The sequence below is a fragment of the Bordetella genomosp. 4 genome (genome assembly GCF_002261185.1).
In the GTDB taxonomy this organism is placed as follows: Bacteria; Pseudomonadota; Gammaproteobacteria; order Burkholderiales; family Burkholderiaceae_B; genus Bordetella_A.
Map to the genome: position 1 here is coordinate 82492 of NZ_NEVQ01000023.1, position 25245 is coordinate 107736.

A 25245-nucleotide genomic window follows, 5' to 3' on the forward strand; every position below is an offset into this window, starting at 1 on the left:
AACATCGGACCAGCGGCCCCCAAACCGGAGGAGACAACGTGGTGCATGCACAGCCTGCCGTCGACGGCAACACGTCGGCCGCACCCAGCACCTTTCCTGGCCTGCTCCTGCAGCATGCCAGCGTACGCGGGTCGCGGCCCGCCATACGCGAAAAGGACCTGGGCATCTGGCAGACCCTGACCTGGAGCGACGTCGCGCGCGACGTGCGCCTGACTGCGCATGGCTTGGCGGCATTAGGGATAACACCCGGGATGCACGTCGCCGTCATTGGCGAGAACCGGCCACGCCTGTACATCGCCATGATGGCCACGCAGGCTTTAGGCGCCATTCCCGTGCCGCTTTATCAAGACGCCGTCGCACAGGAAATGGTCTATGTCCTGCAAGATGCCAGCATCACCGTTGCAGTGGTCGAGGATCAAGAGCAAGTCGACAAGATGCTGGAGGTGCGCGATCAGTGTCCCGACCTGGCACATGTCGTCTATGACGATCCGCGAGGACTGCGCCATTACGCCGATCCTATGTTGCGTTCATATGACCAATTGATCGCAACCGGCCAAAAACACGCGGAACAGCATCCCGGATTTTTCGAAGCATCTGTCGCCACCGTGCGGCCGGATGATGCCGCAGCCATGTTTTACACCTCGGGCACGACAGGCAAGCCCAAAGGCGTTGTGTTGACTCACCATGCCTTGATCGATCGCGCCCGTGCCGTTGCCGACATGGAAAAACTCACCGATCAAGAAGACGTGCTGGCTTATCTGCCTCCCGCCTGGATCGGGCAGAACATGTTCTCGTATACGCAGCTGCTCGTCAGCGGCTTTACGGTAAACCACCCCGAGTCTCCAGAAACCGTATCGATCGACATGCGCGATATCGGCCCGACCTATTATTTCGCGCCGCCTCGCGTGCTGGAGGGTTTGCTTACGCACGTGATGATCCGCATGGAAGACGCGGGCCGCATCAAGCGCAGCCTGTTTCAGGCTTGCATGAAACTGGCCCGGCGGGTGGGCGTGCGTATTCTGGATGGCGAACCGGTTGGCCTGTGGGATCGGCTGCGCTATGCCTTGGGCAATGTCTTGATCTACGGTCCGTTGCGCAACGCGCTGGGAATGAGCCGCGTGCGTGTGGCGTATACGGCTGGCGAAGCCATCGGTCCCGATCTGTTTGTGTTCTATCGGTCCATCGGCATCAACCTCAAACAGCTTTACGGCTCGACCGAAACTTCGGTGTTTGTTTGCGTACAACCCGACGGCCAAGTCCGTGACGATACCGTTGGGCCGCCAGTCAGCGGCGTGGAGATCCGTGTTGCCGATAACGGCGAGATTCTCGTCAAGAGCCCGGGCTTGTTCAAAGAGTATTACCGCAACCCGCAAGCCACCGCAGAAGCGCGCGACGCCGAGGGGTGGTTCCATACGGGGGATGCCGGCTATCTGGATACCGATGGTCAATTGAAAATCATCGATCGCGCCAAGGACGTGGGCAAGCTCGCCGATGGCAGCCTGTTTGCGCCCAAATATCTGGAAAACAAGCTCAAGTTCTTTCCTCATATTAAAGAAGCCGTGGCCTTTGGCGCCGACCGGGATCACGTTTGCGCTTTTGTGAATATCGACCTGGAGGCCGTAGGCAACTGGGCCGAGCGCCGCGGTCTGCCTTATGCGGGTTACACCGACCTCGCGGGCAAAGACGAGGTGTATCGTCTGGTGGAGGAATGCATCGAACAAATCAATGCCGATCTCGCGCTGGACCCCAAGCTCGCCGCCTCGCAGATTTCGCGCTTTCTCATTCTGCATAAAGAACTCGATCCCGATGATGATGAACTGACACGCACTCGCAAAGTGCGGCGCGCCTTCATTGCACAGAAATACGGTGTGCTGGTCGATGCCTTGTTCGCAGGGTCGGACACGCAATATATCGAGACCGAAGTCAAATTCGAAGACGGCCGTATCGGCAAGATTGCAGCGGATATCAAGATCCGCCCAGTCAAGACCTTTCCCGCCATTACTGCCCGGGCAGCCTAGATCATGAGCCATACAGACCGCGACCAGCGTATCGGCAAGGTCATGCTCGACCTGCAGAATATTTCCCTGTCATTCGGTGGGGTCAAAGCGCTGACCGATATTTCATTCAATGTGCGCGAGCACGAGATCCGCGCCATCATCGGCCCCAACGGCGCAGGCAAGAGCTCGATGCTCAACGTCATCAACGGCGTCTACACCCCTCAACAGGGCGGCATCGAATTCGAGGGCACGCGCTACACCCGTATGAACCCGCGCCGTGCCGCCGAAATGGGCATCGCGCGCACCTTTCAGAACTTGGCCTTGTTCAAAGGCATGAGTGTGCTGGACAACATCATGACAGGACGCAATCTGCGGATGACCTGCGGACTGCTGGCGCAGGCCTTTCGCTGGGGCCCCGCCGAACGCGAGGAAATCCGGCATCGCGAGTTTGTCGAAAACATCATCGATTTTCTGGAAATCCAGGCCTATCGCAAAACCCCCGTGGGCCGTCTGCCCTACGGTTTGCAAAAGCGCGTGGACCTGGGACGCGCATTGGCAATGGAGCCGCGCCTGCTGCTGCTGGACGAGCCCATGGCGGGCATGAATATCGAAGAAAAGCAGGACATGAGCCGCTTTATCCTGGACGTCAATGACGAGTTTGGCACCACCATCGTGCTGATTGAACACGATATGGGCGTGGTCATGGACATTTCCGATCGCGTCGTGGTTCTGGATTACGGCAAGAAAATCGGCGATGGCAAACCCGATGAGGTTCGCTCCAACGAGGCCGTCATTCAAGCCTACCTGGGCGTATCGCACTAGCACCAAGGCGGAAACAGAACCATGGGATTTTTTCTAGAAACCTTGTTCGGCGGCTTGATGAGCGGCATGTTGTATGCGCTGATCGGCTTGGGATTTGTGCTGATATTCAAGGCATCGGGCGTATTCAACTTTGCGCAGGGCGCGATGGTATTGGTCGCGGCGCTGTCGATGGCGCGTTTCTCGGAATGGATTCCGCAATGGCTGGGATTCGAGAATCTGCTGTTGGCCAATGTCCTGGCATTCATCGTCAGTGCCTTGCTGATGTTTGTGCTGGCGGTAGTGATCGAACGTTATGTGCTGCGCCATCTCGTCAACCAGGAGGCCACCACGCTCCTCATGGCAACGCTGGGCATCAGCTATTTCCTCGATGGCATGGGGCAGATCGCCTTTGGCAGTTCGGTCTACAGCATCGATGTAGGCATGCCTAAAGACCCGGCCTTTATTTTGGAATCGGTCTTTGAAGGCGGTGTCCTGATCAACCTGGAGGACCTGACCGCCGCGGTCGTCGCCGCCTTGCTTGTTGCCGCGCTGGCCGTTTTCTTTCAATACACCAGCACAGGGCGCGCGCTGCGTGCGGTCGCGGATGATCACCAGGCCGCTCAATCCATCGGTATCCCGCTCAACCGCATCTGGGTCATTGTCTGGAGCGTGGCAGGTTTGGTCGCGCTCGTCGCCGGCATTATCTGGGGCTCGAAATTCGGCGTGCAGTTCACCTTATCCACGGCGGCATTGCGGGCCTTGCCTGTGGTGATTCTGGGAGGACTGACTTCGGTGCCCGGCGCCATTCTCGGCGGGCTCATCATCGGTGTAGGAGAAAAACTGTCAGAGGTGTATCTGGGCTCTCTAGTAGGCGGTGGCATCGAAATCTGGTTCGCCTACGTGTTGGCGCTTGTCTTCCTGCTGTTCCGTCCGCAAGGGCTGTTCGGCGAGAAAATCATCGATCGGGTCTGAGGGAAACATCATGTTCTATCGCGAAAACGGCCAATTCAAGACGGGCTATCGCGCCGACCAGCAGATCTTTCCGATCCGCCAGGACCGCATTTTCATGGTGCTGCTGCTGGCAGTGGCCTTTATTGCAGTCCCCATGTTGGCCAGCGATTATTTTCTGCGCGCCATTCTGATCCCGTTTTTGATCTTGTCGCTGGCGGCGGTGGGCCTGAACATCCTGGTGGGCTATTGCGGCCAGATTTCGCTGGGCACGGGCGCCTTTATGGCGGTAGGCGCGTATGCGGCATGGAACTTTGGCGTGCGCTTTCCCGGCATGCCGCTGGTGATACAGATATTGCTGGGCGGCTGCTTTGCTACCCTCGTGGGCGTGTTGTTCGGCATTCCCAGTTTGCGTATCCGCGGACTGTATCTGGCAGTCGCCACATTGGCAGCACAGTTCTTTGTCGACTGGGCATTTTTACGCATCCCGTTTTTTACGAATTACTCATCGTCGGGCAGCGTATCGGTGCCGCCCCTCACCGCGTTTGGCATGCCGGTGCAAACCGCTCTGCAACGCTACCTGCTCGTTCTGTGTTTCGTCGTCGTGTTCGCGCTACTGGCCAAGAATCTGGTGCGCGGGGCCATCGGCCGCCAGTGGATGGCCATCCGTGACATGGACGTGGCCGCTGCGGTGATCGGTATCCGCCCCATGTACGCCAAGCTCACTGCATTCGCCGTCAGCTCGTTCATCGTCGGCGTCGCCGGCGCGTTGTGGGGCTATATCCATCTCGGGTCGTGGGAACCCTTGGCCTTTGACCTGGCGCGCTCGTTCCAACTGTTGTTCATGGTGATCATCGGCGGACTAGGCTCTATCGTCGGCAGCTTCTTTGGCGCGGCCTTTATCGTGTTGGTGCCTGTCGCACTGACCAATGTGCCGCACATGCTGGGGCTCTCGCTGTCGGTGGACACGGCGGCGCACGTCGAACACATGGTTTTTGGTGCATTGATTGTGTTTTTCCTGATTGCCGAGCCGCATGGTCTGGCCCGGCTCTGGGGTATCGCAAAAGAGAAACTGCGAATCTGGCCTTTCCCGCATTGATGTTGCGTACTGTTCCCGGCTGCCGCCCGCCGTCCGCGAAGCAGCAGCCTCTTTGACTACCCGGCTTCAGACCGGGCCAATCCTGGTGTCAACCACACCAAGCAGGAGGTAAATGGAGATGAAGCGTCTTAACTTGAAATGGGCAGCGGCCTGCCTGGCCGCCACAGGCGCCCTCAGCGCCGCCGCGCCGGTGTTGGCGGCTGAAGAGCAGTTTGTTCCGCTCTTGGTGTATCGCACCGGCTCGTTTGCACCGCTGGGCATTCCGTGGGCCGACGGAAAACTGGACTATCTGAAACTCGTCAATGCCCGCGATGGCGGCGTCAACGGCGTCAAGATCACCTACGAAGAGTGCGAAACGGCTTATGCCACGGATCGTGGTGTGGAATGCTACGAGCGCCTGAAGGGCAAGAGCGGCGGCGCATCGGGCTTTGACACCCAATCCACAGGCATCACCTTTGCCGTGACGGACAAAGCCATCGTCGACAAGGTCCCCGTAGAAACGATGGGCTACGGCCTCTCGCAATCGGTTGACGGCAGTGTCTTTGAATGGAACTTCCCTTTGCTCGGCACCTATTGGACGGCGGCCGACGTCATGATCCAGGATATCGCCAAGAAAGAAGGCGGCATGGACAAGCTCAAGGGTAAAAAGATCGCCCTGGTCTACCATGACTCGCCCTACGGCAAAGAGCCCATCGCATTGCTGCAAAAACGCGCGGCCAAGGAAGGCTTCGAACTGCTGCTCTACCCGGTCACTGCGCCAGGGGTAGAGCAAAAGTCCACCTGGCTGCAAATCCGCCAATCGCGTCCCGCCTACGTGCTGTTGTGGAGCGCCGGCATCATGACGCCGACGGCGATACGCGAGGCCCAGGCCACCGGCTATCCGCGCGAAAAAATGTATGCCATCTGGTGGGCAGGCTCTGAAGGCGACGTCAAAGACCTGGGCGCGGTTGCCAAAGGCTATAACGCGATCACCATCCACAACAGCGCAGCCCAGGGCAAGGTCTACGAAGACTTGAAAAAGTTCGTCTACGACAAAGGCCAGGGCAGCGACGCGTCGGGCAGCTCCACGCTCGGGACGATCGCGCACACCCGCGGCATGATGATCTCGATGCTGCAGGTCGAAGCCATCCGCGCTGCGCAGGAGAAATTCGGCAAAGGCAAGCACATGACGCCCGAACAAGTCCGTTGGGGTTTTGAAAACCTGAACCTGACTCAGGAACGCCTGAATGAATTGGGCTTTGGCGACATCATGCGTCCGGTGAAAACCTCTTGCAGCAACCACATGGGTGATGACTGGGCGCGCATCGTGCAATGGGATGGCAAGGACTTCAAAGTCGTTTCCGACTGGTACCAGGCCGACAAGGCGATTACCGGGCCGCTGGTGAAAGAGGCCGCAGAGAAATACGCCAAAGAGAAGAACATCACGCCTCGCAAGTGCGAAGGTTGATGTGAACCAGCCGCCGGCGCTTCGCGCGCTGGCGGCTACCACGCAGGAACTGCTATGACTGCTGCAAACACTGCCCAACCTGCCTCCGTGGCTGGCGCCCCGATTGCAAACCCGGGGACAGCCAAGGCAACGGCACCCGACATCGCTGCGCCGTTGCTGGACGTCAATGGTATCGAGGTCATCTACAACCACGTGATCCTGGTGCTGAAAGGTGTCTCGCTGCAAGTCCCCGAAGGCCGCATCGTCGCCTTGCTGGGCGCTAATGGCGCAGGCAAGACCACCACGCTGCGCGCCGTGTCGAATCTGTTGAAGGGCGAACGCGGCGATGTCACAAAAGGCTCCATTCAATACCGAGGCCAACGCATCGACCAACTCTCGCCTGCCGAGCTGGTAAAACGCGGCGTCGTACAGGTCATGGAGGGCCGCCATTGTTTCGCCCATCTGACCATTGAGGACAACCTGCTGACGGGCGCCTACACCCGAGACCTCAGCCGTGGCGAAACGGCGGCAGCCTTGGACCGCGTCTATCAATATTTTCCGCGCCTGAAGCAGCGGCGTACGAGCCAGGCCGGCTATACCTCGGGCGGAGAACAGCAGATGACTGCAATCGGCCGCGCGCTGATGGCCAATCCCAACATGATTTTGCTCGACGAGCCTTCCATGGGGTTGGCGCCGCAGATCGTCGAAGAGATTTTCGAAATTGTGCGAGACCTGAACCAACGGGAACGGGTGAGTTTCCTGCTTGCCGAGCAGAACACCAACATTGCGTTGCGCTATGCCGACTACGGCTACATCCTGGAAAACGGGCGCGTCATGATGGACGGCGATGCCGGTGAACTCAGCCGCAATGAAGACGTGAAAGAGTTCTACCTGGGAATCTCCAGCGGTGAACGAAAAAGCTTTCGTGATAACAAGTTCTACCGGCGCCGCAAACGCTGGCTGGCTTGACCCTTAATGCCTTTGCATTAGTGCCTTTGTTTACGCCTTTTGGCCTTTCATAGAGTGCGATCACATGCCTGCGTTTTTTGATGCACTGGAAACCCGCGCCCCCGAGCAGCGCGAACGCGATCTGATGGCAGCGCTGCCGGGTGTGGTTGCACACGCCATGGCCCGCGCGCCTGCCATTGCCGAACAATTGCACGGCGTCGATCCACGCAGCGTGGCCTCGCGTCAGGCACTCGCAGCGCTCCCCGTTTTGCGCAAGCACGAGCTGCTGGAGAAACAGCAACATAGTCGTGCCAGCAACCGTCCTGCCAGTGCTACCAAGGCATTTGGCGGCTTTTCAACCATAGGTTGGGGACAAGCACTGCGCGTGTTTGCGTCGCCTGGTCCGATCTACGAACCGGAAAGCAGCCGCGCCGATTATTGGCGTTTTGCGCGCGCGCTCTATGCTGCTGGTTTCCGGTCAGGCGAGTTGGCGCACAACTGCTTTTCGTACCATTTCACCCCTGCCGGCTCGATGATGGAAACTGCGGCTCACGCGGTGGGTTGCACGGTCTTTCCCGGCGGCACAGGCCAGACCGAACAACAAGTCCGAGCCATTGCCGATCTGGCGCCCAGCGGCTATCTGGGCACGCCGAGTTTTCTGAAAATCATTTTGGAAAAAGCTGATGAGTTGGGCGTGACATTACCGTCGTTGCGCCGTGCGCTCGTATCGGGCGAGGCCTTTCCCCCGTCGCTGCGCGATTGGCTCACAGCGCGCGGCATTGACGGCTACCAAGCCTACGGCAGCGCCGACCTCGGCATGATTGCGTTTGAAACGCCAGCCCGCGAAGGGCTGGTCGTCGGCGAAGAAATCATTCTGGAGATCGTGCGTCCCGGCACCGGCATACCGGTGCCCGACGGCGAGGTCGGAGAAGTCGTCGTCACGACGCTGAATCCCGATTATCCCTTGGTGCGTTTCGGCACCGGCGACCTGTCTGCCGTACTGCCCGGCACATCGCCGTGCGGCCGCACGAATCTGCGCATCAAGGGCTGGATGGGCCGCGCCGATCAGACCACCAAAGTCCGAGGCCTGTTTGTACATCCCTCGCAGGTGGCTGAAATCCTGGCGCGCCACCCAGAAATCCACCGAGCGAGGCTGGTCGTCAGCGGACAAATGGGCAGCGACCGCATGGTGCTTCAGGTCGAGGCCGACGAACACTCCGAATCCCTGGCCGAACGTATCGCCACCTCGGCCCGTGACATCACCAAACTGCGTGCCGACGTGCAATGGGCTGACGCGGGCAGCCTGCCCAATGATGGCAAAGTCATCGATGATGTACGGTCTTACGACTGACAGCGCCTAGACTCAGACTGGTGTGCAATCGGCCCATCGCCGCGGGCCTATTGCTCTTTGGCTCAGACTCGTTGGCTCAGATATAGGCAGCGAAGTTGCGGCGCGGCGTATGCGTCATCATCGAAACGATCAGATCGTCTTTCGACAAAACGCCAGGACTCGCCGGGCGCGCCGCCATGGTGGTGGTGATATCGACCTCATCCGACGACAGAACGTCGACTGCGTTGCCGGCCTGCATTTCGCTGCTCGTCACAACAGCCGTGCGGGCTGCCAGAATCGCGACCACATCGACCTGTCCACGGGGCTGCGCCTTGAAGGCAGCGACCATCGCAGGCGTGATGTGCTCGGGGTACAAATCGCTGTCGGCCTTGATGGCATTCCAGGTGTCCAGAATATCGCCGAAACCGTTGCCGGTCAGCCCCAGGTCGCGCCCATTGGTTTTAAACGCCGAGTAGGCGATTTCCTCGGGGTTTTTCTTCTTGCTCAGCCCCTCGTAGGTGGCATTGTCCGAGCCGTACATCAGGAGGTTACGAATCCAGATGCCTGCCTGCCCCAGCCAGGAGGTTTCGGCCTGATGGGCCTTTTTGATCTCGTCCCGCATGTTGAACGCCTTGCGCGCCAATTCGTCGCCAAAGCATTGCTGTTCGTCATGAAAGACCGCAGCTTCCTTGGCGAAGGCCTCATAGGCCTTGCTGACTGCCGCGTTATAGCTTTCACGCACGTCGCTATCGCTGCGCGGCTGGATCCGCGCCGTCTGGGCGTCGGCCTGCGGACTATAGGCGTTGCGCAGCAGGGCCGCGCCGACGGTCATTGAACTGTGGGCGTGCCGCAGCAGGGACGCACCGATGGTCACTGAACTCATCACGTTCATTTGGTTTACTCCTGTTAACTCATGGGAAAATCGCCACAAACAACACCAATATGGCCCCCATGAGTAACCCACCCCATGCTCTTGTTCCATGAAATCCATGGTTGCCGATTTTGGCTTTTCAGCATGACAGAACGCTAGTTCTCGGGCGGCCTCGCGCGCCATGATTTGCTTGTGCCCCTTTTCGATATCCTGCACCATCGGACATCTCCTCATTCACACCGAGATGTCATCTATGTTTGCAGAAGCCCAGTCCGACCCCTCGCTGTCCGAAGACGAGTTTGAGGCGCAAGAGCCGCGGTTGCGAACTGCTTTGCTCAAGGCGCAATATCGACAGCTCGAACGAGCGGATCGCAGTCTGCTGATCGTCGTAGCCGGGATAGACGGGGCAGGCAAAGGCGCCGCCATCAATTTGCTCAACGAGTGGATGGATCCTCGCCATATTCAGACCCTGGCGTTCGGTGCGCCCACGTTCGATGAGCAGGAGCGCCCGCCGTTCTGGCGCTACTGGAATGAACTGCCGGCCAAGGGGAGAATCGGCATTGTGTTCGGCTCCTGGTACGCACCGCTGTTACTCGAAGCATCGCGCAAAAAACCACGGCCGCGTCGAATGACAGCCTACGCCGAAGCGATTGATCGCTTCGAGGCTGGGCTCGCCGCCGAGGGCGTACAGATCATCAAGCTCTGGTATCACCTGTCGGCCCAGGCTCAAGCCGACCGCACCAAAATGCTGCTATCCAGCCCGGAAACTGCCTGGCAGGTCAAGCCAGCCGATCGTAAAGTCCACAAAAAGTATGATCGGATCTACCGTGCGGGCCAGCATGTCATTGAACGCCTGAACCCTGCCCACGCTCCCTGGACCATCATCCCCAGCGCAGACGAGCGCATTCGGGCAGTGCGCACGGCACAGGCTGTGCTGCACGCGCTGCAGCAGCGTTCTCCCACGCCCAAGGCACAGGTCTTCAGTGCACCCGCTCTCGCCGGGCGACGCAGCCCTGATCGCCTGGGACAGCTCGATTACCACACCAAAATCGACAAGGACGATTACGAGTCGGCGCTCGGCTTGCTGCAAGGCCAGCTCGCTCGCGCAGTCCGATCAGACGCGTTCAAAAAACGGGCTTTGATCCTGGTCTTCGAAGGGCAGGATGCCGCTGGCAAAGGCGGCGCCATTCGCCGCGTGACACGGGCACTCGACCTGCGGCAAGTCGATATCCATCCCATCAGCGCGCCCACGCCTGACGAATTGATGCACCCCTATCTGTGGCGATTCTGGCGTCACATGCCGCGGCATGGCCGCATCGCCATTTTCGACCGTTCCTGGTACGGCCGCGTGCTGGTCGAGCGAGTCGAAGGTTTTGCCTCGAGCGCAGAGTGGCGGCGCGCCTACGCAGAGATCAACGACTTTGAACGCCAACAGACCGATCACGGCGCCATTGTGCTGAAGTTCTGGCTGGCCATTACCCCCGAAGAACAGCTGCAGCGTTTTCAAGAGCGCGAACGTTCGCCGTTCAAGAATTTCAAGATCACGCCCGACGATTGGCGCAATCGCGAGAAATGGAACCAATATGCCAGTGCCGCCAACGATATGCTGGCGCGTACCGATACGGACCATGCGCCGTGGCACGTCATCGGGACCAACGACAAACGCTATGCTCGCATACACGTGCTAAAAAACATTGTCGCAGTCCTGGAACAAACCCTGTAACTTCTCTGGTGACCACCCTCATGGCTCAATCTCCCGATATTCGCCCCGTTTCCGATGCCGATTTCGAAGCTTGGCTGCCGTTATGGAAAGGCTATCAAGCGTTTTATCAGGTCGATATCCCCGAGACCGCCACGCGTACGGCCTGGACTCGAATGCTCGATCCCGCCGAGCCTGTCCATGCCGCGCTTTCCTATCACGATGGACGGGCCGTGGGGCTGGTGCATTGGATATTTCATCGGTCGACCTGGACGCCCGGCGATTATTGTTATTTGCAGGATTTGTTTGTCGCCCCGGACGTACGCGGCGGCGGCCATGGCCGTCATCTGATCGAGCATGTCTACGCACAGGCTCGTGCTGCCAAAGCCGCTCGCGTCTATTGGCTGACTCACGAAACCAATACCACCGCGCGGCAGCTCTACGACCACGTGGCCGATCAACCTGGCTTCATTCAATACCGGAAAACCCTGTGAGCGCACGCGATCCGAACTGCCCTCTCTGCCGCGAAGACGGCGGCACCGTACTGTGGCGCGGCACTCACCTGCGTGTCATCGAGGTCGACGATGCCGATTACCCGGGCTTCACGCGCGTCATCTGGCACGGCCATCTGCCGGAAATGACCAGCCTGTCCACCCGCGGGCGCGACTTGATGATGCGGGCTGTCTATACCGTGGAACAAGTCCAGCGCGACATCCTTGCGCCAGACAAAATCAATCTGGCATCGCTAGGCAACATGGTGCCGCATCTGCATTGGCACGTCATACCGCGCTGGCATGGAGACCGGCACTACCCAGACGCGATCTGGGCCGCGCCTCGCGTGGCGCCGGGCACGGAATCTGCGGACTGGCACGCGAAACAGGCACAAACCCGGCAGTTGCTGTCGCGTTATCGCGATCGTCTGGTCGAAGCCATGAACGCCTTGCTCTGGCACTGAGCAGCAGAGGTGGCCGTGCCCGTTTAGACTCGTGCCACCTCGCCACCGCATAGAATCCTTATTCCATCCCGTTATTTGGCAAGCTTGGACAAGCGCGTTACGCTGCCGGATTCGCACAGTCGGGCCACTTTGATCGTCGGCTTGGGTAGAGGGGAAGCAACTATGAAGATCACGAAAGGACTAATCGCTGCCGCGTTGCTGCTCGGCACATTCGCTGGCGCACAAGCCGCCACACTGGACGTCGTCAAGAAACGCGGGGAAGTCCGCTGCGGCACCACCACAGGTTTTGCGGGTTTTTCAGCGCCCGACGCCAAGGGAGTCTGGCGCGGCCTGGACGTGGACCTGTGCCGCGCCGTCGCTGCCGCTGTCTTTGGGGACGCCACCAAGTTCAAAGTTGTGCCGTTGAATTCGCAGCAACGCTTCACCGCGCTGCAATCGGGCGAAATCGATGTGTTGACACGCAACACGACCGTCACGCAACAGCGTGACACGGCACTGGGCCTGATCCATGCGGGCATCAATTTCTATGACGGCCAAGGCTTTCTTGTGCCCAAATCGCTGGGCGTGAAAAGCGCGACCGAGCTCAACGGCGCAACGATCTGCCTGCAAACGGGCACATCCAACGAAAACACCTTGGCCGACTGGGCACGTGCTCACAAGGTGGAATACAAACCCGTCGTCATCGAAACCTTCGACGAAGTCGTCAATGCCTTTGCCTCGGGCCGCTGCGATGTCTTCAGCACAGACGCCTCGGGCTTGGCTTCGATCCGGATTTCCAAATTGCAGAAGCCGGATGATTATCTCGTCTTGCCCGAAATCATCTCGAAAGAGCCGCTCGGCCCCTTTGTGCGCCAAGGCGACGATCGCTGGCTGAATATCGTGCATTGGTCATTGTCGGCCATGATCGAGGCCGAGGAATACGGCATTACCTCGGCGAATGTGGACGAGCAAACCAAAAGCACGAATCCCAATGTCCGACGCATTCTCGGTGTGACGCCGGGGGCCGGCGCCAACATGGGCCTGGATGACAAGTGGGCGTATCACATCATCAAACAGGTCGGTAACTACGGCGAAAGCTTTGATCGCAATGTCGGTGCGGGCAGCCCACTGAAAATTGCGCGCGGGTTGAACGCCCAATGGAATCAGGGCGGATTGATGTACGCGCTGCCTATACGCTGATAGGCATAGGTAAATCGCGACGGCGGCCAGCCTCCAGCAAGGAGCTGGCCGCAGCCGTTTTTGATCTGCGCATGGCAACTTCTTCGCCGATGCGCTGCCTCTTGCTCACCTCAGTCCGGTAATGAGGGCACTTTGTCGAACGCTGCATCAGTTGATGCTGTATCCCTTGCCCTTGAAACACGCTCCCATTGCCCGCGTGTAAGACTCAGCCGAGGCACTCGTGGTGTATTCGGTGATGTAGTCAGGATCCAGCCCACTCTGGTTCATCGCCCAGTTTTCGCAGTCCAGACGGTCCTGTTGCTGCTGGGCTTCGCTTTGGCCCTGGGCTGGATAGGCGACGACGTTGAGGCTGGATGACGCCACGGCCACGCGCGGCCTTGAATAGGTCACCACAGGCGCTGGCGTCACGTAGGTGACAGGCGGCGCCACATACGGTCCGGGTGAGTAATACACAGGAGGCGAGGTATAGGTCACGCCGCTGTATGCGTAACGTGGGCCGCTGGTCAACGCCAATGCCACGCCGGCGCCCAAAAGCGCCCCGCCTATCCACCACCCCGAGCCGCCGTAATAACCGCCGTGATAGCGGTACCCGCCGTGGGCAGAAACCTGCCCGCTGCATGCCGCCAGTGCCACGGCCAACGCCGCCGCACGCCAAAATCGGGACTTCATGTTGTCTTTCCTGAAAAACAGCTCAGCCGCGACATGTAATCATGTCTCCGAGCGCCGAGCCGATACTGCGGTATAGCGTGTTTTACTTTACTCCCGCGCGCGAGGCCTGTCTCGCACGGGAGTGCGAGGAAACGCGGAAATGACTACAAGCTGTTTCCGTTGCGGCGCACACGGCCATGCCAGATGCTGACTCGGACCTCATTTCGGCCTACAGCTCTGATGTCCCGACGGACGTTCGCCTGCAAACCGCGGGCGATGGATTCAGGCATGTGCCAAAATTCCACGATGGCACATGACAATCGCTTGCACAAAAACACGCTGGCTGCGCAGGCCAGCCATCTACCCAAAGCCTGGCAGGCCGCCCTTCAGGCTCCTGGCGTCGCGCAGGCGCTTTCCGGGATCATCGACCACGTCGAAGCACGCCTGGCCGCCGGCGCGGTGGTGTACCCGGCTACTCCTTTTCGCGCTCTGGACCATCTGGCGCCGACCGACGTTCGAGTCGTGATTCTGGGTCAGGACCCCTATCACGGCCCCGGACAAGCGCAAGGCCTGGCGTTTTCTGTGCCGGATGACTGCAAACGCCCTCCCAGCCTGCGCAATATCTTTAACGAGATCGCCAAGGATTTCCCGGGCACCTCCTTGCCCCGAGGCAATGATCTGTCCCCCTGGGTAGACCAAGGGGTCCTGCTGTTGAACACCTCATTGACCGTCGAAGACGGGCAACCCGCATCGCACGCCAAGCGCGGCTGGGAAACCGTGACCGATGCCCTGATCAGCCTGGTCGCCCGAGACCCCGCCCCCAAGGCCTTTCTGCTCTGGGGCGCCCATGCGCAGGCCAAGCAATCGTTGCTGCCAAGCAACAGCAATCACCTGGTATTGACGGCCAATCACCCTTCACCGCTTTCCGCGCGCCGCCCCCCTGTTCCCTTTCTGGGCTGCGGACATTTCGCCAAAGTGAACGCCTGGCTCGTTGACCAGGGAAAACCCCCTATTGACTGGGCAATCGAAAAAAACCAGGGGGCTGTACTCCAAGGGGAATTCAGGTTATAGTCGCGGCACTGCACAAAATTGTTCTGGCATTTCATACGCGTGTAATTGCGCGATTGGTTTTCGCAGTCATAGTTTGTCGGGGAATGTTGCCCGACCTTATGCCGAACACCATCGATTCCTGACCTCCTTTCCTTCCGCCTCGCGTTTCAGAAAACGCGCCGTGCGCACGGTTGATCCGGTCGGCCCGATGCTCCATCAACCGTCGCCCGGATCTCGCCGCTATTTATTTCGGCTATCCCGGCACATGCGCCGCTTTACGCGGCAAGGACAAGTAATGTCTTTTGAAACGCTGGGTCTCGCTCCTACTCTGTTGTCGGCCCTCCAAGAAGCCGGTTTCTCCGCCCCCACCCCTGTTCAAGCCGCCGCGATTCCGCAAGCGCTCGCTGGCCATGACCTGATGGTGTCCTCGCAAACAGGTAGCGGCAAGACCGCTGCCTTTATGCTGCCTGCGTTGAACCGCATCGCTGGCCAGCCCGGCAACAAGGGCGTAGGCGTGCAGGTGCTGGTCCTGACGCCCACCCGTGAACTGGCTCTGCAAGTCACCGAAGCCACCGGCTCCTATGGCCGCAATCTGCCCGGCCTGCGTACCGCCACTGTGGTGGGCGGCATGCCCTATGGCGCCCAATTGAAAGCCCTGTCGCGTCGCGTCGACGTGCTGGTTGCCACGCCAGGCCGTCTGCTCGATCACCTGAAGGCCGGTCGCGTCAAGCTGAACACGGTCCACACGCTGGTGCTGGACGAAGCCGACCGCATGTTGGACATGGGCTTTATCGAGGACATCGAAACCATCGTCGCCCGCTTGCCCCAGGAACGCCAAACCTTGTTGTTCTCGGCAACGCTGGATGGCACCGTGGCCAAGCTGGCCGCGGCCATGATGCGTGAACCTCAACGCATCGAAATCGCCGGCCACAAAGACAAGCACACCAACATTACGCAAAGCCTGCTGTACGCCGACGACGCCAGCCACAAGATGCAATTGCTGGATCACGTCCTGCGCGATGCCAAGCTGGATCAAGCCATCGTCTTTACCGCCACCAAACGCGGCGCCGACGATCTGGCAGACCGCCTGGCCGACCAGGGCTTTGCCGCTGCAGCGCTGCACGGTGACATGAACCAGCGCCAACGCACCCGCACGCTGACCCAGTTGCAACGCGGCCAATTGCGTATTCTGGTTGCGACCGACGTCGCAGCGCGCGGCATTGACGTGCAAGGCATCAGCCACGCCGTCAACTTCGATCTGCCGATGCAAGCCGAAGACTACGTGCACCGTATCGGCCGTACCGGCCGTGCCGGCCGGGATGGTCAAGCATTCACACTGGCCACGCACTCCGAACGCCACAAGGTCCGCCGCATCGAGCACTACATCGGCCAATCCATCACGCCGGAAACCATCGCCGGTCTGGAACCCAAGCGCACGCCGCGTCCCTTTACTGGCGGCGGCGCTGGCCGTGGCGGCAAACCGTTTGGCAAGCGCCCCGGCGGCTTCGGTGGCGGCGATCGCCCGTTCCGCGAAGGCCGTGGCAGCCATGGTGGTGCCCGTGCTGAAGGTCCCCGTGAAGGCGGCTGGCGCGGCGGCGAGCATAAATCCCGCGACGGCGGTGCCCGTGGCGAATTCCAACCGCGTGGCGAGTTCAAGCCGCGTGGCGATTTCCAGCCCCGCGGTGAATTCCAGCCCCGTGGTGAATTCAAACCCCGTGGCGAATTCCAGCCTCGCGGTGAATTCAAGCCCCGTGGCGACTTCCAAGCCCGTTCGGGCGGCCCGCGCGGTGAATTTCAACCGCGCGAAGGCGGCTGGCGTGGCCGTGACGAGCGTCCCGCAGGCGGCCGTCCTGCCCGCTCGTTCGGCGATCGTCCGCAACGTGGCGACTGGCGTGCTGAACGCGATGCCCAACCGACCGCAGGTTTTGGTGACCGTCCGCAACGCGATGGCCAACGCGGTGAATTCAAACCTCGCGGCGAGTTTCAAGCCCGTGGTGAATTCCGCCCCCGTGCCCGCGCCGAAGGCGAATTCCGCGGCGCAGAGCGTCGTCCCAGCGGTTTTCGTCCCTCGTCCAAGCCGTTCGCCCAGCGCGACGGCGGCCCGGGCAAGCGTTTTGGCAAGCCCGCCGGCGCACGTCGCGACTAAGTTCACGACGACGTCTGCGACGGCTTCCCTGACCTCGCTGGCGCCCATCAAAAAACGGCCCCTGAATTGACTGCCGTTTCGCGATAGCCTCCACACTGCCCGCCCTGCCGTTTCTGACGGCGCGGCGGGCAGTGTCACGTTCGGGCCTCGTGCGACGTGCGAATGCGCCCAACATGGGACAATCCAATAATCCCGCAGTTTTGCCACTGCGCCCCTTTCGTCCTCGGCATGGATGCCGGGGGCTCTTGGAGTAACGGATCACGTTCATGCATCGCCCGGCTTCCTCTTCCCTTCCTGCGCTGGACCCAGACAGCGCACAGCACAGCTCACGCACTGCTGCGCATTTGCGACGCACCATCGAGGCGTCCGGCGGCTGGTTGCCGTTCGATCAATGGATGGCGCAAGCACTGTATGCGCCGGGCCTGGGGTATTACACAGCGGGAACGATCAAGCTCGCCTCTACCGCCGCCACAGACGCGCGCGGCATTCCCATCGCCCAAGGCGATTTTGTGACGGCCCCGGAGCTCACGCCGCTGTTTGGCCACACACTGGCCCGGCAAGCCGCTCAAGTACTGAACGACACAGAGACCAGCACGGTGCTGGAATTCGGTGCGGGGACTGGCGCGCTTGCCGATAGTGTCTTGAGCGAACTCGATCGCCTCGGTCTGCCCGCGCAATATCGCATCATCGAGGTATCCGCCGATCTGCGTGCGCGCCAACAGACGCGCTTGGCATCGTACGGTGACCGGATCCAATGGCTGGACGCACTGCCAGAGAGTTTTTCGGGCTGTGTGTTGGCCAACGAAGTGCTCGACGCCATGCCGGTATCGCTCTTTTGCTGGAGCCCGGAGGCCACCGTACTGGAACGTGGCGTAGCCCTGGATGCCAACGGTGACTTTATCTGGCAAGACCGCCCCGCCAGCCTCGAACTTGCCCAAGCGGTCGCGGCTCGCATGCCGAGCCTGCCTGGATATACCTCCGAGATCAATCTGCAAGCCGAAGCATGGATGCGCGCAATGGGCCGCTGGCTGACGCACGGCGCCGCATTGCTGGTGGACTATGGCTTTCCACGCAATGAGTACTATCACCCGCAGCGGGCGGGCGGCACGCTGATGTGCCACCTGCACCATCACGCGCACGCGGATCCGTTGATCGCGCCTGGCGTGCAGGACATCACGGCACACGTCGACTTCACCGCGATGGCGGATGCAGCGCATGAGGCCGGTCTGCAAGTGCTGGGCTATACCTCGCAGGCACGGTTTCTGATGAACGCCGGACTGACGGAACTGCTCGCGCAATACGACCCGGCCGACGCACGCGGTTATGCGCAGGCGATCGCCCCCGTACAGAAACTGCTGAGCGAATCGGAGATGGGGGAATTGTTCAAAGTGCTGGCAGTAGGACGCGGCATCACAACACCCCTGCAAGGATTCAAGCGCGCGGACCGATTGGCTGCGCTTTGATATCGGCGCAACAAACGGCACGGCACCACGTGGCTCGGCGACGCCACGTCAATTTCGATGTCGATAGTCTGATCGATTCCTCATCACACTGAACGTGGCGCCGGACGTTCTGCTAGTGAGGCAAATCGATCAGCGCCTGCAAGCGCGCAGCGCGAACCGCGCTCTTGATACGCTGCGGGTCTGCAGCACATTGCCGCGCAATGGCCCCTGCATCGACGGCACGGGCAGCGTCCAGCCGCAATCGCCATACCGCATCGTCTCCGTCATGCACGATCGCAGCCGTCTGCAGCAATGCGATGAATCGCTCGGGCTTGCGCAACGCATCGGTTTGCTCGATCAAACGCAATTGCGCATCCGCGTCTGCCGCGTCGAAACCGTCGAGCAACATCGGTAGCAATCGCGCCTGATCTGCGCACTCGGAGGGCACACGTAGTCGCCGGCTCAGTGCATCACGTTCTGGGGTGAGACGGCACAACAAGGCATAACGCCCTGCCACCGCCAAGGTGGCTTGCGATGCGCGATCCAGATCGCTGCCCACGATGTCGATCTGCTGCAGTTCCGGCATGACGCGCGCAAGCGCATCCGACTGGGCCAGAACCTGCAACATGCGCGACGGCGTCTTCGCCTGCAGGCCGCGCGAGAGTTCTTTCCAGACACGTTCGGCGACCAGCGCGTCGGCCTCGCCGGCGGCGACCATGCGGCGGCATAAAGCCAAGGTCTCATCTGCCACTGTGAAATCGCCGAAGCGCGCGGCAAAACGCCCCAGGCGCAAGATCCGCACCGGGTCCTCGGCAAACGCGTCGCCGACATGCCGCAGCACACGGGCCTGAATATCGTGCACCCCATTCAAGGGATCATGCAGTTGTCCATCCGGCGTGCAGGCAATCGCATTGACCGTCAGGTCGCGGCGTTGCAGATCTTGTTCCAAGGTCACGTCGGCGCCGGTATAAAAGGTGAAACCCTTATAGCCGCGCCCCGACTTGCGCTCAGTGCGCGCCAACGCGTATTCCTCTTTGGTGCGCGGGTGCAGGAACACGGGAAAATCGCCGCCCACGGGAGTAAATCCGCGGCGCGCCATGTCCTCCGGTGTTGCGCCGACGACCACCCAATCGCGGTCGCCGGCAGGCAGGCCCAGCAATGCATCGCGCACGGCCCCGCCAACGATATACACCTGCAAGCCTGTCACAACAGGATCCGCGGCCAACCCTTGAACGGCGGCGGCCACAGACATGGCCGGCGTGCTCGCCGACACCATCACTGCACCTCTGCGGTACGTACGGCGCTGGTCGGCTCGATGCGCCCTAAACGCGCTTTCAGCGACTGCGGTTGACCAGAAAACAGGGCAGCATAGTAGGTCGCGTTGGACAACACGTGCTTGACGTAGAGACGCGTCTCCGTGAACGGAATCGTCTCTGCAAAAATGGCGCCCTCTACAGGATGCGATAAGGTCGCGCGCCAGGTTTTCGGTCGCCCCGGACCGGCGTTGTAGCCCGCGCTGGCAAGCACCTGTGAGCCATCCAGGCCATTGAGCACGATGCTCAGGTAGTTGGTGCCCAGCTTGGTGTTGGTATCGAAATCATTGACGCTGGACGGCGTGAAATCCGCCATGCCGATCTGGCGGGCCACCCATTTGGCGGTGGCGGGCATCAATTGCATCAAGCCCGATGCACCGACATGCGAGCGCGCATTCATGACAAAGCGCGATTCCTGACGGATCAGGCCATAGACCCAGGCAGGGTCCAAGGCAATCGCATTCGCTTGCGCCGTCACACGGCCCTCAAAAGGCGCGATGTAGCGTTGCGTAAAGTCGACTTCGTTTTGCGTGCGTTCGGAGGTGTTGACCACCCGATCGTAGATGTCTTCGGCGCGTGCCAGCTCTGCAGCGGCCAACAACTGCCGATCCGACATCCCCCGCAGGGCGAAATTCCACTCGCCCACAGCCTCCGAGCGCCACCCCAAGCGGAATAGATGCACCGCGCGGCGCAGGCTGGCATTGGCGCGGGCCTCATTCATTTCCGCGTCGGTCACAGGGGCCGGCCGAGCAGGAACTGTGATGCTGCGCCCCAGCTCCTCGGACGCCAGTTGCCCATAAAAATGGTATTGATCAGCGATGCTGGCGTAACCGCGTTTGGCCTGCTCATGACGGCCGCGCGCGGCATCGGCACGCGCTTTCCAATAGACCCAGACAGGTTCTTCTTGTTGTGTCTTGGGCATATGCTCGATTGACTCTTCTACCCAGCGCCAATCGATTTTCGGCTGACGCAGCGCCGAACGCACCCGCCACGCCCCGTTGTATTCAGTCAGCGCAACGGTATTGCCGGCTTCGCGATACCAGCTATCGGCACGGCTATCGAGATTCAATGCCAGGATCAAGGCATATTGGCTGCGGACCCAGGCCAAATCGGATTTGGACAGGTTGTTGGCCCATTCGCGACGCAAGTAGCTGTCGGCGACGTCGATGTCCTGCCGCGCAAGACGCGCCAGCGCAATGGCGGTCAGTTCTTTTTCATTACGCCCTATTCGCTGATGATCTTGCCGGGTCAGCCACTTCATCGGGCTTTTCATCAGCGCATCGTAGGCTTTCTGATCCTTGGGCTCGAAGATATAGGCGGCGAACTTGCGGGCGTCGCCTGTGCGGTTGCTCTCGATGGCCTCCCGCAATTGCGGTTGGATTTCATCCCATCCCAGGACACCGTCGGCAACCAACTGATCGTATAGATTCCAGCAGTCTTTCCCCGGCTGGAACACGGCCAAGGCCTGCTTTGCCGTCGCGCGCTGCCCCGTCATATGACGGGCCTCAAGTATGGCGCATTGCGTTTGCGAACCCGCATTCGGAATATCGCCCAAATCTCGAGCGGTTTCAAAATCGCCACGGCGCGTCGCGGACAAGATCCAGTTGCCACGCAGGCGTTCGCCTAGATAGGTATTGCTGTTTTCCTGCAAAAACCGCGTCACCTCGGCTTTGGGAAAAGCGCTGCTTGGCGCATTCCACACTTGATAGTTCAACAGCCAGAACTGGGGATAGTCGCCCAATACATCGCCGCGCGCCTGTGGAACGGTCATACCGAGCACCGACCATTGCTTGCGGTCGTTGGCGTCGCGCGCCGCCAGGACCGCCTGAAAGGCCGATGTCTGCGGCGTTGGAGGCAGCCCGGCCAACTTTACTGCAGGGATGTGAATGCTCGCCTGAGCTGGCTGAGTGCGCGCCGCAGGCGTGCCGTGCCCTTGTTGGGCATCCACGGACGAACACGCAACGGTAATCAAAGCCAGCGCCGGCAGCCAGCGGCTGGCGCGCCGATCGACGCGGCCCGGCATCCCTGCCCGGCGGGGCTCGGGAACCGCAGATTTCTGATAACGTCTTGATTCAAGCCACTGCCGCATCGCCGATCCGAATGAACACTCAAAATACCGCACAGAATAACGCAGTCGCGCTACGCGCGCGATTACGGCAAGCCCGTAATGACATTCCCGAGTCGCAACGCAGCCGCGGCGGCCTGCTCATGCGCGGCCGGCTGTTCACCTGGCTCAATGCGGTGCGGGAACAATCGGCCAGGCAAGGAACAAAGGTGCCTGCAACCGTGGCGGCCTTCTGGCCTCTGGCGGGCGAGCCTGATCTACGTCCATTGCTGCAACAATGGGCAGACGCCGGCATCGCCATCGCCCTGCCGGCAATCCGCGACACGGACGCCCCGCTGGAGTTTCGTGCCTGGACACCTGGCGATACGCTGGAGTGCGGCCCTTTTAATGTCCAGGAACCGTCAGCCGATCGGCCGGCGCTGCGCCCCGACGTCATCCTGGTCCCCACGCTCGGCTATACCGATCAGGCCGACCGCCTGGGCTATGGCGGCGGTTATTACGACCGGACGCTGGCCGACTTGCGGCAAGCCGGCCACGAGTTCACCGCTATCGGTATTGCCTGGAACGAGGGCCTGCTGGATGAGGACTACCAGCCGGCCCCACACGACGAACGTCTGGACGCGGTTCTGACGCCCGATGGATGGCTGCCCGAGCCGCCACTGCTGGGACCAGGTGCACCCTCCGGGGGAGTCGTGGGATCGTTTGTGCTGCGTTGAATTGGTGCATGCACCACAACGGTGCATTAATTACCCTAGGGGCAACCCTCTCACTCCTCGCGCGCCTCCTCTGCTACAAGGGAAATGCACAGGCGCGGGCCGTATCAGGCCCGGTCAGATCTGGCACAAGGGTTGCTTATCAGTTTGATATGGCGCACGCACCCAGCGCCCCCTGTCGGGCCGCAGGCTCCATCCGGATCACGCGGCAGGCCCGCGCAGGATACGGAGGAGCCCATGCTGCATGCACAATCCGCCCCGTCGGCGGCCTACGACGAAATGGTCGACGCCCAGGGCCTGGTACGCCCCCACTACGCGGGGTTTTCACAGTGGCTGACTCAGGAATCCACCGACGCCATGGCGGCGCGGCAGATCGAGGCCGATCTCAGTTTCCGCCGCGTCGGCATCACGTTTTCTGTGGCCGGTGACGAGGCCGGTACCGAACGGCTGATCCCTTTCGATCTCATTCCCCGCATCATTCCCGCCGACGAATGGGCCCATCTGTCGGCCGGCCTGACACAACGAGTACGCGCTCTCAACATGTTCATCCGCGATATCTATCACGGTCATGACATTGTGCGCGCCGGGATCGTGCCGGCCGAGCAGGTCTTTCTGAATGCGCAGTACCGCCCGGAAATGCAGGACGTAGATGTCGCCGAAGACATCTATTGCCACATTGCCGGCGTTGATATCGTGCGCGCCGGCGCTGGCGAGTTCTACGTTCTGGAAGACAATCTGCGTGTTCCTTCCGGCGTGTCATACATGCTGGAAAACCGCAAAATGTCGATGCGGCTGATGCCCGAGGCGTTCAGCAGCCTCAAGGTCAAGCCCGTCGCGCATTATCCCGATCTGCTCCTGGACAACCTGCGCGAGGTCGCGCCGCGCAGCAACGACGCACCCACCGTCGTCGTGTTGACGCCGGGGATGTACAACTCGGCTTATTTTGAACACGCCTTCCTCGCACAGCAAATGGGCGTGGAACTGGTCGAGGGTCAGGATCTCTTCGTAGACCAGAACACGGTGTACATGCGTACTACGCGAGGGCCGCGCCGTGTAGATGTCATCTACCGTCGAGTGGACGATGATTTTCTGGACCCCCTGTCATTTCGTGCGGACTCGGCATTGGGCGTGCCGGGACTGCTGTCGGTCTACCGCGCCGGGCGCGTCACGTTGGCCAATGCCATCGGCACAGGCATTGCCGATGACAAATCCACGTACCAGTACGTGCCCGACATGATCCGTTTTTATCTCCAGGAAGAACCCATTCTGTCCAACGTCCCGACGTGGCGCTGTTCGCGGCCCGATGAGCTGTCGCATGTCCTGGCCCACATGCACGAGCTGGTCGTAAAGGAAGTGCACGGCGCAGGCGGCTACGGCATGCTGGTCGGCCCCACCTCGACACGCGCTCAAGTAGAGGCCTTTAAAGAACGTGTCCGCAGCCATCCCAGCAACTACATCGCTCAGCCCACCTTGGCGCTGTCGACGATTCCGACTTATGTGCAGTCTGGGGTCGCTCCCCGCCATGTCGATCTGCGTCCCTATGTACTGTGCGGCAAAGATATCCGCACCGTGCCGGGAGGCCTGTGCCGCGTCGCGTTGACTGAAGGCTCGCTGGTCGTCAACAGCAGCCAAGGCGGCGGCACCAAAGACACCTGGGTACTGGGAGAATGACAATGCTGAGCCGTACTGCCGACAATTTGTTCTGGATGTGCCGCTATATCGAACGGGCCGAGAACACGGCCCGCATGCTGGACGTCAATCTGCAGATGTCGCTCATGCCACAGGACGCTCAGGCCCGCGACAGTCTATGGCGTGCCGTCTTGCGGATTTCCGAACTGCAACGTGACTACGATGCCCGCTATCCCGCGGTCACGCCGCTGGACGTGCTGCATTACCTCGTGCGCGAGCCGACGAATCAATCTTCTATCTATTCCTGCCTGCGTGCAGCCCGCGAAAATGCGCGCGCCGTGCGTGGCAGCCTGACAACCGAGGTCTGGGAAACGTACAACACGACGTGGCTGGAACTGCAGAAACACTTGCAGACCCATTTGCCTGAACGCAATCCCGGTGAATTTTTTGAATGGGTGAAATTCCGCGCTCATCTGGTGCGTGGTGTCACCATCGGCACGATGCTGGATGACGAAGCGCTGCATTTCCTGCGATTGGGGATGCATCTGGAGAGAGCCGACAACACCGCGCGGCTGTTGGATGTGAAGTTTCACGAAGAGCAAGATGATCTCGCTGCACGCAGCAGCGAGTTCTATCGTTGGGCATCGCTGCTGAGTTCGGTATCGGGCCTGGAGATCTATCGCAAGGTCTACCGCGATGTCATCACGCCTGATCGCGTTGCGGAGTTGTTGATCCTGCGTCCCGATATGCCGCGCTCGCTATTGGCCTCGGTACAAGCGTTGACGGAAGATCTGGCGCGCGTCGCCAACCAACGCTCCGCCGAAACCGAGCGTCGTGCGGGCCTGTTGTATGCGGAACTGCGCTACGGGCGTATCGAAGACATTTTGCATAGCAGCCTGCACCGCTATCTGGAACGTTTTTTAGAGCGCATCAACGACTTGGGCAACCGTATCAGCCAAGACTTCCTCGTGCCGCTGGCGGCATAG

21 protein-coding genes are annotated in these 25245 nt (G+C 60.6%); 17 read left to right on the forward strand and 4 right to left on the reverse strand.

The features are described 5' to 3' along the window. Nucleotides 1-41 precede the first annotated feature (41 nt). The 7 genes from CAL20_RS24875 to CAL20_RS24905 all read left to right on the forward strand — a co-directional run bounded on the left by CAL20_RS24875 (nucleotide 42) and on the right by CAL20_RS24905 (nucleotide 8570). Entirely contained in the window at nucleotides 42-2018 is a 1977-nt protein-coding gene (locus CAL20_RS24875) for an AMP-dependent synthetase/ligase (RefSeq protein WP_094824297.1), read from the forward strand. 3 nt (nucleotides 2019-2021) lie between these two features. Next, nucleotides 2022-2819: an ABC transporter ATP-binding protein gene (locus CAL20_RS24880; RefSeq protein ID WP_094824203.1), complete on the forward strand. Its 798-nt coding sequence runs from the start codon at nucleotides 2022-2024 to the stop codon at nucleotides 2817-2819. Between the two features lie 21 nt (nucleotides 2820-2840). Then, on the forward strand, nucleotides 2841-3770 hold the full coding sequence (locus CAL20_RS24885) for a branched-chain amino acid ABC transporter permease (protein ID WP_094839332.1): 930 nt from the start codon (nucleotides 2841-2843) through the stop codon (nucleotides 3768-3770). Nucleotides 3771-3780: 10 nt separating this feature from the next. Then, nucleotides 3781-4845 carry a branched-chain amino acid ABC transporter permease gene (locus CAL20_RS24890; protein ID WP_094824201.1) on the forward strand — a complete coding sequence of 355 codons (1065 nt, stop codon included), beginning with the start codon at nucleotides 3781-3783 and terminating at the stop codon, nucleotides 4843-4845. Nucleotides 4846-4957: 112 nt separating this feature from the next. Then, nucleotides 4958-6292, forward strand: coding sequence for an ABC transporter substrate-binding protein (locus CAL20_RS24895; protein ID WP_094839333.1), 1335 nt, complete (start codon nucleotides 4958-4960; stop codon nucleotides 6290-6292). Nucleotides 6293-6346: 54 nt separating this feature from the next. Beyond that, nucleotides 6347-7240, forward strand: coding sequence for an ABC transporter ATP-binding protein (locus tag CAL20_RS24900; protein WP_256981766.1), 894 nt, complete (start codon nucleotides 6347-6349; stop codon nucleotides 7238-7240). 64 nt (nucleotides 7241-7304) lie between these two features. Further along, nucleotides 7305-8570, forward strand: coding sequence for a phenylacetate--CoA ligase family protein (locus CAL20_RS24905; protein ID WP_094839334.1), 1266 nt, complete (start codon nucleotides 7305-7307; stop codon nucleotides 8568-8570). A 76-nt stretch (nucleotides 8571-8646) separates the two neighbouring features. On the opposite strand, the gene CAL20_RS24910 is transcribed toward CAL20_RS24905, so the two are convergent. After that, a complete protein-coding gene (locus CAL20_RS24910; protein WP_094839335.1) occupies nucleotides 8647-9441 on the reverse strand; it encodes a hypothetical protein in 795 nt (264 codons plus the stop codon). 232 nt (nucleotides 9442-9673) lie between these two features. On the opposite strand from CAL20_RS24910, the gene pap reads away from it, so the two are divergent. The 4 genes from pap to CAL20_RS24930 all read left to right on the forward strand — a co-directional run bounded on the left by pap (nucleotide 9674) and on the right by CAL20_RS24930 (nucleotide 13253). Further along, the gene (gene pap, locus CAL20_RS24915) at nucleotides 9674-11143 is read left to right on the forward strand and encodes a polyphosphate:AMP phosphotransferase (RefSeq protein WP_094839336.1); all 1470 of its coding nucleotides are present in this window, start codon (nucleotides 9674-9676) and stop codon (nucleotides 11141-11143) included. Nucleotides 11144-11163: 20 nt separating this feature from the next. Then, nucleotides 11164-11613 (forward strand): GNAT family N-acetyltransferase, encoded by a 450-nt coding sequence (locus tag CAL20_RS24920; protein ID WP_094839337.1) that lies wholly within the window; start codon nucleotides 11164-11166, stop codon nucleotides 11611-11613. Continuing rightward, nucleotides 11610-12074 carry an HIT family protein gene (locus CAL20_RS24925; protein WP_094839338.1) on the forward strand — a complete coding sequence of 155 codons (465 nt, stop codon included), beginning with the start codon at nucleotides 11610-11612 and terminating at the stop codon, nucleotides 12072-12074. Before CAL20_RS24920 ends, CAL20_RS24925 begins: the two co-directional genes overlap by 4 nt. 162 nt (nucleotides 12075-12236) lie before the next feature. After that, nucleotides 12237-13253, forward strand: a complete 1017-nt coding sequence (locus CAL20_RS24930) for an amino acid ABC transporter substrate-binding protein (RefSeq protein ID WP_094839339.1) — start codon at nucleotides 12237-12239, stop codon at nucleotides 13251-13253. 147 nt (nucleotides 13254-13400) lie between these two features. Here the strand turns inward: CAL20_RS24930 and CAL20_RS24935 are convergent, their stop codons facing one another. Next, nucleotides 13401-13922 (reverse strand): hypothetical protein, encoded by a 522-nt coding sequence (locus CAL20_RS24935; protein ID WP_094824193.1) that lies wholly within the window; start codon nucleotides 13920-13922, stop codon nucleotides 13401-13403. Between the two features lie 285 nt (nucleotides 13923-14207). Here CAL20_RS24935 and CAL20_RS24940 point away from each other — a divergent pair, with 285 nt between their 5' ends. The 3 genes from CAL20_RS24940 (at nucleotide 14208) to CAL20_RS24950 (ending at nucleotide 18560) form a co-directional block, all read left to right on the forward strand. Next, a complete protein-coding gene (locus CAL20_RS24940) occupies nucleotides 14208-14972 on the forward strand; it encodes a uracil-DNA glycosylase (RefSeq protein WP_094839393.1) in 765 nt (254 codons plus the stop codon). 274 nt (nucleotides 14973-15246) lie between these two features. Then, nucleotides 15247-17097, forward strand: a complete 1851-nt coding sequence (locus tag CAL20_RS24945) for a DEAD/DEAH box helicase (protein WP_176456639.1) — start codon at nucleotides 15247-15249, stop codon at nucleotides 17095-17097. Nucleotides 17098-17363: 266 nt separating this feature from the next. After that, nucleotides 17364-18560, forward strand: a complete 1197-nt coding sequence (locus CAL20_RS24950) for a class I SAM-dependent methyltransferase (protein ID WP_094839340.1) — start codon at nucleotides 17364-17366, stop codon at nucleotides 18558-18560. 112 nt (nucleotides 18561-18672) lie between these two features. On the opposite strand, the gene CAL20_RS24955 is transcribed toward CAL20_RS24950, so the two are convergent. Both CAL20_RS24955 and CAL20_RS24960 read right to left on the reverse strand, forming a co-directional pair. After that, on the reverse strand, nucleotides 18673-19791 hold the full coding sequence (locus CAL20_RS24955; protein WP_094824293.1) for a CCA tRNA nucleotidyltransferase: 1119 nt from the start codon (nucleotides 19789-19791) through the stop codon (nucleotides 18673-18675). Nucleotides 19792-19814: 23 nt separating this feature from the next. Beyond that, on the reverse strand, nucleotides 19815-21941 hold the full coding sequence (locus tag CAL20_RS24960; protein ID WP_094839341.1) for a lytic transglycosylase domain-containing protein: 2127 nt from the start codon (nucleotides 21939-21941) through the stop codon (nucleotides 19815-19817). Between the two features lie 11 nt (nucleotides 21942-21952). Here CAL20_RS24960 and CAL20_RS24965 point away from each other — a divergent pair, with 11 nt between their 5' ends. The 3 genes from CAL20_RS24965 to CAL20_RS24975 all read left to right on the forward strand — a co-directional run bounded on the left by CAL20_RS24965 (nucleotide 21953) and on the right by CAL20_RS24975 (nucleotide 25245). Then, a complete protein-coding gene (locus tag CAL20_RS24965) occupies nucleotides 21953-22633 on the forward strand; it encodes a 5-formyltetrahydrofolate cyclo-ligase (protein ID WP_094839342.1) in 681 nt (226 codons plus the stop codon). 234 nt (nucleotides 22634-22867) lie between these two features. Then, nucleotides 22868-24301: a circularly permuted type 2 ATP-grasp protein gene (locus CAL20_RS24970; RefSeq protein ID WP_373558322.1), complete on the forward strand. Its 1434-nt coding sequence runs from the start codon at nucleotides 22868-22870 to the stop codon at nucleotides 24299-24301. A 2-nt stretch (nucleotides 24302-24303) separates the two neighbouring features. Continuing rightward, the gene (locus CAL20_RS24975; RefSeq protein ID WP_094824189.1) at nucleotides 24304-25245 is read left to right on the forward strand and encodes an alpha-E domain-containing protein; all 942 of its coding nucleotides are present in this window, start codon (nucleotides 24304-24306) and stop codon (nucleotides 25243-25245) included.

Coding starts and splice junctions, on each gene's coding strand:
- CAL20_RS24880 (WP_094824203.1), top strand. CDS start 2,022: ATGAGCCATACAGACCGCGACCAGCGTATCGGCAAGGTCATGCTCGAC.
- CAL20_RS24885 (WP_094839332.1), top strand. CDS start 2,841: ATGGGATTTTTTCTAGAAACCTTGTTCGGCGGCTTGATGAGCGGCATG.
- CAL20_RS24890 (WP_094824201.1), top strand. CDS start 3,781: ATGTTCTATCGCGAAAACGGCCAATTCAAGACGGGCTATCGCGCCGAC.
- CAL20_RS24895 (WP_094839333.1), top strand. CDS start 4,958: ATGGAGATGAAGCGTCTTAACTTGAAATGGGCAGCGGCCTGCCTGGCC.
- CAL20_RS24900 (WP_256981766.1), top strand. CDS start 6,347: ATGACTGCTGCAAACACTGCCCAACCTGCCTCCGTGGCTGGCGCCCCG.
- CAL20_RS24905 (WP_094839334.1), top strand. CDS start 7,305: ATGCCTGCGTTTTTTGATGCACTGGAAACCCGCGCCCCCGAGCAGCGC.
- CAL20_RS24910 (WP_094839335.1), bottom strand. CDS start 9,441: ATGAACGTGATGAGTTCAGTGACCATCGGTGCGTCCCTGCTGCGGCAC.
- pap (WP_094839336.1), top strand. CDS start 9,674: ATGTTTGCAGAAGCCCAGTCCGACCCCTCGCTGTCCGAAGACGAGTTT.
- CAL20_RS24920 (WP_094839337.1), top strand. CDS start 11,164: ATGGCTCAATCTCCCGATATTCGCCCCGTTTCCGATGCCGATTTCGAA.
- CAL20_RS24930 (WP_094839339.1), top strand. CDS start 12,237: ATGAAGATCACGAAAGGACTAATCGCTGCCGCGTTGCTGCTCGGCACA.
- CAL20_RS24935 (WP_094824193.1), bottom strand. CDS start 13,922: ATGAAGTCCCGATTTTGGCGTGCGGCGGCGTTGGCCGTGGCACTGGCG.
- CAL20_RS24940 (WP_094839393.1), top strand. CDS start 14,208: ATGGCACATGACAATCGCTTGCACAAAAACACGCTGGCTGCGCAGGCC.
- CAL20_RS24945 (WP_176456639.1), top strand. CDS start 15,247: ATGTCTTTTGAAACGCTGGGTCTCGCTCCTACTCTGTTGTCGGCCCTC.
- CAL20_RS24950 (WP_094839340.1), top strand. CDS start 17,364: ATGCATCGCCCGGCTTCCTCTTCCCTTCCTGCGCTGGACCCAGACAGC.
- CAL20_RS24955 (WP_094824293.1), bottom strand. CDS start 19,791: ATGTCTGTGGCCGCCGCCGTTCAAGGGTTGGCCGCGGATCCTGTTGTG.
- CAL20_RS24960 (WP_094839341.1), bottom strand. CDS start 21,941: ATGCGGCAGTGGCTTGAATCAAGACGTTATCAGAAATCTGCGGTTCCC.
- CAL20_RS24965 (WP_094839342.1), top strand. CDS start 21,953: ATGAACACTCAAAATACCGCACAGAATAACGCAGTCGCGCTACGCGCG.
- CAL20_RS24970 (WP_373558322.1), top strand. CDS start 22,868: ATGCTGCATGCACAATCCGCCCCGTCGGCGGCCTACGACGAAATGGTC.
- CAL20_RS24975 (WP_094824189.1), top strand. CDS start 24,304: ATGCTGAGCCGTACTGCCGACAATTTGTTCTGGATGTGCCGCTATATC.